The 5,983-nt window shown below is 51.0% G+C and carries 2 protein-coding genes and 3 pseudogenes; all 5 read right to left on the reverse strand.

All coding sequences use genetic code 11. The features are described from left to right. Nucleotides 1-97 precede the first annotated feature (97 nt). The gene (locus tag C5470_RS21105) at nucleotides 98-1,084 is read right to left on the reverse strand and encodes a TIGR03756 family integrating conjugative element protein (protein ID WP_166291729.1); all 987 of its coding nucleotides are present in this window, start codon (nucleotides 1,082-1,084) and stop codon (nucleotides 98-100) included. Then, a pseudogene (locus C5470_RS21110) lies at nucleotides 1,081-1,221 on the reverse strand (DUF1525 domain-containing protein); the annotation flags it as partial. The gene C5470_RS21105 and the pseudogene C5470_RS21110, both read right to left, overlap by 4 nt. Nucleotides 1,222-1,258: 37 nt before the next feature. After that, a pseudogene (locus C5470_RS21115) lies at nucleotides 1,259-4,136 on the reverse strand (conjugative transfer ATPase). After that, nucleotides 4,133-4,537, reverse strand: a complete 405-nt coding sequence (locus C5470_RS21120) for a TIGR03751 family conjugal transfer lipoprotein (protein ID WP_166291733.1) — start codon at nucleotides 4,535-4,537, stop codon at nucleotides 4,133-4,135. The pseudogene C5470_RS21115 and the gene C5470_RS21120 overlap by 4 nt, the downstream one beginning before the upstream one ends. A 10-nt stretch (nucleotides 4,538-4,547) precedes the next feature. Next, nucleotides 4,548-5,857: pseudogene (locus tag C5470_RS21125) on the reverse strand (TIGR03752 family integrating conjugative element protein); the annotation flags it as partial. Nucleotides 5,858-5,983 lie beyond the last annotated feature (126 nt).

Raw genomic sequence — 5,983 nt, forward strand, 5'->3', positions numbered from 1 at the left:
TGGCAAAACTTGCTGCCTGAACAACAGGAGCACGCATAAACGCCAGTGCTATCAATACAGGCAAAAATAATCGTTGTCTCATCCCATGATCCCAGTCTCAAAAATCGGTACTGTAGAGAAAAGTCTGTCCACGTCGCTGACAACAACTATAGGGTTGCCACAATGCAAAGACATAATTCCCGTCCTTTGCCACTTCCCCGCGGTTATCCGGAAAAACAGCACAAGATGCGCTCATTTTAGGCGCTATATGTTGCCATTGATGATTTTGGTTACCCGTATTCTCAACGACTTCACCGGGTGGCCAGTAACCCTGTTTGCGGTTCCCTTTCAGGGGTTGATAAACATGCCCCTGTCCTGTGCGGGTGATAATGTCAGCTACCCGTTGCGCTACCACCGCAACCGCTTTATCCTCATCCTGTTGCGTCACAAACCCGCTTCGCGGATAAATATTGCCCCGAAACGAATAACCTAGTTCACGTTTACCAGGAATCAGCGCTTCGGGATAAAACGACTCTGGCACACTAGCCCGCCAAACCAGGCTATCCAGAGTACTCAAAAAGTAAGGCACAAAAGGCGTGGCGGCACTTTTACACGCATACCCCGAAATTTTCCCGTCCATCATTGCAGTTGCCGGATGCCCAATCGCATCGGCATATTTGAAATGCAGATTGTTTTTTCGGTTGCCTGGGATTTTCAGCCGATGATTACCGCCACCCACGGCTATCCCGGAAAGTGCACCGGTGACCGTATTTTCCACCCCACCGGCTGCCTGGCTGACTGGCGACATTTCTCTCCAGGGATTGCCGCCAGGAGTGTTATAGACGGAGACCACTGCCTGAGGAATAAAATGTTCCACTTTCACCGAGGTACGCACTTTGCACCCCCAGGGAGAACACAACAACCAATAACAAATGCCTTTTACCCGCCAACTGATGCACGATACTGACGCGGCACTGGCCACAATCTGGGCCGTATTCACACTAGCAACGGCCACAGGCGCCAGAACAACCGTTAGCAGCAGGGCTATGCCGAATTTTTTCAGCCGGGAATGCCATGTTAATGACGGTAAATCCGGAGACTTCATGGCTGTTTCTCCCGCTGATAGGTGTCCCAAAGTAACCGGGCATGTTTGACGTCTGTCGTACCGTATACAACATAATCATCATCAAAAACCACTGCCGGGAACTTCTCAAGGCCCAAAGTCCAGACACGGATACCGGCATTAACAACGGGAAAAGCGTCCAGAATACCCTAATATTCATAGTCTGCCCCCCTGCATGGATAAGAGATCCTCATCACACCCATCCGCCATTTCCCCAGATATCAGACCACGGGTACGGTCCAGCCTTCGCACCACAACAAAAGCGGCATCCAATTCGCTGCAATGAAGCGCTTTCATAATCGCCCTGCGCTCTGCCTTTTCCTCTTTTTCCGTCATGCCCAGCGCCAGATACACACTGGGCGGCACCACCCGAAATAACTCCTCCACTTTTTTCGACAACACCACGCCTTCGGTGTAACAACCCGGGAGTTTGCTGGCTGATAGCAACACCGATTTTTGTTCTTCAGACAGCTTTTTAAAACGCGCTATCTGCTCAACTTCATCCGGCGGCATCGTCAGACACAACCACCACTCCGCCATATTGAGCATCTTCTCAGCCGTATCCGGATAGTCCGCCAGGTTCTGGGTGGCCAGCTACAACCAAGCGCCTAATTTTCGCCACATCTTGACCACTTTGGTCATATAAGGTGACAACAGTGGATTAGTGGTCAGAACATGCGCCTCATCCACGACAAAATTAATTTCCCTTGCATCAAATTGATCACGTTCCGCCATATTGTTGATGGTATTGACCAGAGACACCATCGCCAAAGCCATCTGCGCCACGCACCAGTGTACCGAGGTCAATTAGCGTTACATCTGCTTCTGGCCACGGGGTTCCCGGACGATTAAACAATTCCCCCTCAAAGCCACTGGTGAACATTGACATCGCCCCCGCCATCTCTTCGGCACGGGCCCGACGCTGCTCGGTACACAATGATCGCCCCTGTTCATCCCGCCGGCTGTCCCGGGCAATCACAGACAATGCATTTTGCAAATCTTCCGCGATCATCTGTCGGCCATCATCAAAGCTGGCTTTCGCCGCTATCATGATGGCTTCACGTATCATGCCCCGATCCGCCCGCGTCAGACGTTCTTCCTCTTTCTTTTCTCCACCGGTGATCATCATGCGCGCCGCAAGTTCCATTTCACCCAGAATATCGCGCTGCTCATCGGTCCCGTCGTCTTCAATTTCCTCTGCCGGCTTTTCACCCGCCAAATCCAGCTGAGAAGATGCCACTTGAAGCAATTGGGGGGCATCAGCAAACAGCGCCAGACTGACACCACAGCCTGGTTTGATGCTGATTTTGTTAACACTCAGCCCCAGACGTTGACAGTAATCAGCAAACAACCCAAAACTGTTGCCCGCTTCCGCCACAAATAATCGGGGACGGTGCACCACCATCAGCTGCGATAAACTCGCACAGAGCATAGCCGACTTCCCCGCCCCGGTCGGTCCGAACAACAACAGATGGGCATTCTGGGTGCGGTCATGTTTATTTTGCGGATCAAATGTCAGCACATCACCGCCCCGGTTAAAAAAGCTAAGACCCGGGTTACCTGTGCCAGTTGCTCGCCCTGTCACTGGCAACAACCCGGCCACATGCTGCATCCAAGTCAACCGGGTATACCAGTGATGCTTGTCTCGTTGCGGGTTAAAACACATCGGTAAGGCACACAGATAACCGTTTAACGGTGCTACATCGCATTCGGGTTTGACCGGCTGCAACCCCGATACCAACAAGGTTGCAGCCAGTTGCTGATGCCGACGGTTCAAATCGTCAACATCAGCCCCCTGTAACAAAAAGGTCAGTGCAGAACGGCACAGTTTATGTCTCAGACCCAGATATGCCTTCACTTCTTTTACGTCTGCACGTACTCGCCCTGATTCAGTATTTTCTCCCACGGCATTTTTTGACAACCGGTCGAAATCCTGTTCTGGCGTGTCTTGTGCTTGTGCTTGTGCGACCACAGTCAGCGAAACAATAGTTCCTGAGGGTAATAAGTCCATCAGTGCATTGATATTCTCCCCTCTAACCATTTCACCGGTCAGCGTTCCCGGCTCTGGTGGACGACGTAGCCGTTCAACCGGTACCGCTCGGTGAGCAATATTATCAAACCACCATACACCGTTTTTCACGTCAGAACGTGGCGGGGTAAACCACAAGGTTTCCGTGAAATCATTATCTGGCTTCCTCTCACCAGCCTGTGCGGTCGTATAACTAGCGGCCTGATACAACGTCGCTTTGTCTATCCAATCTGGGCCAGGATTGAATAATCGCAGTAACCAGTGATGAACCTGTTCACCATTTTGTCGTTGGCACAAAATGCCTGTACTCGCCAGAGAAGCTGTCAGTCGGTCACACACCTGATTAAGCAACACAATGGGCAGCAAGCTTTCTTTCTGTCCGACAGGGACCCAACGATAAATGACCATCCGGGTACGGCGTTGCTGTCCCCGCCAGGATTGACCAGTCACCAATGAATCGTTAAACAGCCCTCCTGGTCGGGCTATCCCCTTCAGATGACGTTCGGTTTCAGCCAACCAAGCTTCAGTGAAGACTGAACCCTGCGCCCAAGGTTTAATATACTGACGAAGTTGTGTCAGATATAACGCGGGATCATCCTCATCCTGACAAAAAAACTGCACTATCCAAGGAGAGGTATCCTCTTCCTCCAGACTATCTTGCAACGCATCTTCCACTTGGTCACGAATGTCTTCCAGACGGGCTGTGGGGCGTCCTTCTATCGATACAGGAGAAACCGTATAAACAGCATCGACTGAAAGACCATCATCCAGCAACAAACACTTCTCATCGTCCAAATATTCGACCCAAGGCAGGTAATCAATGATAGACGGCCAAGTGTCATACAACGCAGCTTCATCCGTGCTGGTCATTTTACCGGGACGCCTCAAAGGTTCACGCCCAACAACGGTGGAAGACGACGGTAGTATGACCTCAGTTTCACCCAAAATTTCCGATAGATTACTCCGTTTACGCAAGCGGACTTTATTCAACAGCGACCACATCACAACGCCTCCGTCCGTTCACCCGGCAAAGCATATTGCACCTGGTTGTAGAACGGAAATACCGTGCTGTATCCCGGTACTGGTGTGTTCCCCGCAACTAAATGTGGAAAGAGATACATCACCATGTCCGGATTAGGTAACCGAGGGAAAGTCTGACTGATTTCATTTTCCTGTGTACGACTATAACTTTCCGTGTAATTCAGCGTAGCCTGCTGTTCCCGTTCGCTCAGCTCCCGGCGCAGTGTTTTACGGGCCACCATCGTAGTCTGAGACGACGAGGCTTTTCCTTGCCACAGAGCTAACATTGTGCTGTCTCCCGGCGGAAGCATCTCTTCTTTAGACGTACTGCAACCGGTCAGGATCGTTATCACCACCAACATCACTATTTTTCGCGCTTCATTCATGCTCGTTTTCTCAGTCCAGACCATCACGGACCTCCTGTCCAAGACCAAAGTTATATTTCACCCTGCGTCCCCGTCCTTCATAATCAATCGGTATTTGCTGGGTAATGTGCACAGCTACTCTGGCACCCGGCGGTACGTAAACGGCATCAAAAGTTTGACCATAACGGGTTTTGACCCATTCGGATACGGCCTTAAATCCTCCGGCAGCGGCTTGCCCCAAAACCGCTTTACCAACATCCCCGGTTAATGATGACGTCGTACCACCATAACCGTTAGTCTGGGAGGTAAGCTGACTCTGTGACAGAACATCGCCCGCTGCTGTACCGCCAGAAAGAGCAAATAAGGTTGGCAAGTAGCTGGATGCATTGGATTTCCGTGGCCACTAATACACGGAATACCACTGTCGTCAGACAACCAGCCGATACTGCCGCCGTTATTATCCTGAACGTGATGGCTGCTATTGGTGCGATTATCCGATTTCGGCACAGTTCTAACGGTACCGTCTGCAAAGACAAAAGTTAAAGAGGTGACATTGCCGCGTACGCAAGACAAGGTCCAGTCACCGGTAGCTATACCAGAAACAATCGCGCCTTCTACCTCCGGCAGTTCAATGCCGTTGGCAGTCAGATTATCTTTACCAATCAGTATCTTAAATGGGTATGGATCAGTGACTTTGTCATTCACTGGCACCCGGCCTAATAATGCCGTCATCGCCTGGCTGCCGACCAGAGTCGTATTCTCGGGCAGGGTATAAACGGGCCGGACAGTTTCGTTTGTATGACTATCGGTAATGGCTCGCTGATTTTTAGTCATACCGTCATATTCCACTTTCTGATGGCTCAATGCATTGTCCTCCAGAAATGACACTGGAAAACGGGGGATCGCTGGTTGACCGTTCATTGTAGCCTGTGAGTCAACCGGTAACACATCCTGTGGGGTAATCCAGACCAGCCTGTCCGCGCCTGAGACCGTATTTTGTCCTGTATCGTCCAATCCTAATCCCAGCGGAATATCACGCTCAACCAGAGGGGGGGCCGTACTCATGCCTTTATTGCTTAACTGGCGAGTTAGCTGATCAAGCCGGCTGAACAGCGTTTGCTGCTCCGCTTTCAATACCTGCTGTTGCTTTTCTGTTTCCTCACGGGTGCCCGCTACCACCTGATTAATCTGGTCAGTCATGCTCTGACTCCCGTTTCGCCATTTCTCATTGTCAGTCAGTAATTGTGCATTTTGTTTTTCCAGTGCCGCCTGCTGAACACGGATACTGCGTAAGGCACCGATCAGCGTGCGTAACGTGTCTTCCGGGGTATCTCCCTCAACAATGGCATTCGGTTAAGCTTCTATGCCTGTGCGCCAAAACAGTTCCAGCGAGTTCGGGGCTGCATAGATTTTCTTGGATAGTGCCTTCCTGGTCTTAACCGTTGAGTCATTCTGCCAATTCGCATG

This window comes from Photorhabdus stackebrandtii, assembly GCF_011189495.1.
Lineage (GTDB): Bacteria > Pseudomonadota > Gammaproteobacteria > Enterobacterales > Enterobacteriaceae > Photorhabdus > Photorhabdus khanii.

Excerpts from the sequence above, each read along its gene's own strand:
- C5470_RS21120 (WP_166291733.1), bottom strand. The coding sequence starts at position 4,537 with ATGAATGAAGCGCGAAAAATAGTGATGTTGGTGGTGATAACGATCCTG.
- C5470_RS21105 (WP_166291729.1), bottom strand. The coding sequence starts at position 1,084 with ATGAAGTCTCCGGATTTACCGTCATTAACATGGCATTCCCGGCTGAAA.